Source organism: Actinomadura logoneensis (assembly GCF_003428695.1).
Lineage (GTDB): Bacteria > Actinomycetota > Actinomycetes > Streptosporangiales > Streptosporangiaceae > Spirillospora > Spirillospora logoneensis.
Map to the genome: position 1 here is coordinate 1 of NZ_QURH01000344.1, position 509 is coordinate 509.

Here is a 509-nt window from a genome sequence, read left to right on the forward strand (position 1 = left end):
ACCGCCGGAACCTCCCAGGCCACGCGGGCCGCCGGGACCTCCCGGGACGCCCGGGCCGGTGCCCGGATCGCCGGGGGCGTTCGCGGCCAGCCGGCGGGCGATGGCCCGCGCCGCCGGACGCGACTCCAGATGCAGCCGCCCCACGTTCACCTCGGGCCCGGCCAGCACGGTCAGGGAGGCGTGCCACCCCGCCGCGTAGACGGCCACGTAGCCGCCGGTGCCGTGCACCACGACCTCGTGGAATCCGCCACCGTGCGCGGTGGCGGCCAGCCGGTGCGACATCGCCAGGTGCGTCACGGTCAGCGCCGCCATCCCGGCGGGCTCCACCGAGGGCGGAAGGTCGTGGGCCAGCAGCCGTCCCTCGGCGTCCGCCACCAGGCTCCCGACCAGACGGTCCAGCCGGGCCCGCAGCCGCTTCAGCTCCGCCAGGACCTCGGGGTCGGGAGGCCCCGGCGGCTGCCCGCCCGGACCGGCGGCTCCGGGCGGCTCGCCCGTGGCCGCCCGCGCCC

1 protein-coding gene is annotated in these 509 nt (G+C 79.8%); it reads right to left on the reverse strand.

Going from position 1 to position 509, the window contains the following annotated elements; genetic code table 11:
* Window positions 1-509, reverse strand: a 509-nt coding sequence (locus tag DZF91_RS22635) for a roadblock/LC7 domain-containing protein (protein WP_235834481.1), incomplete at both ends; no start/stop codon positions are given.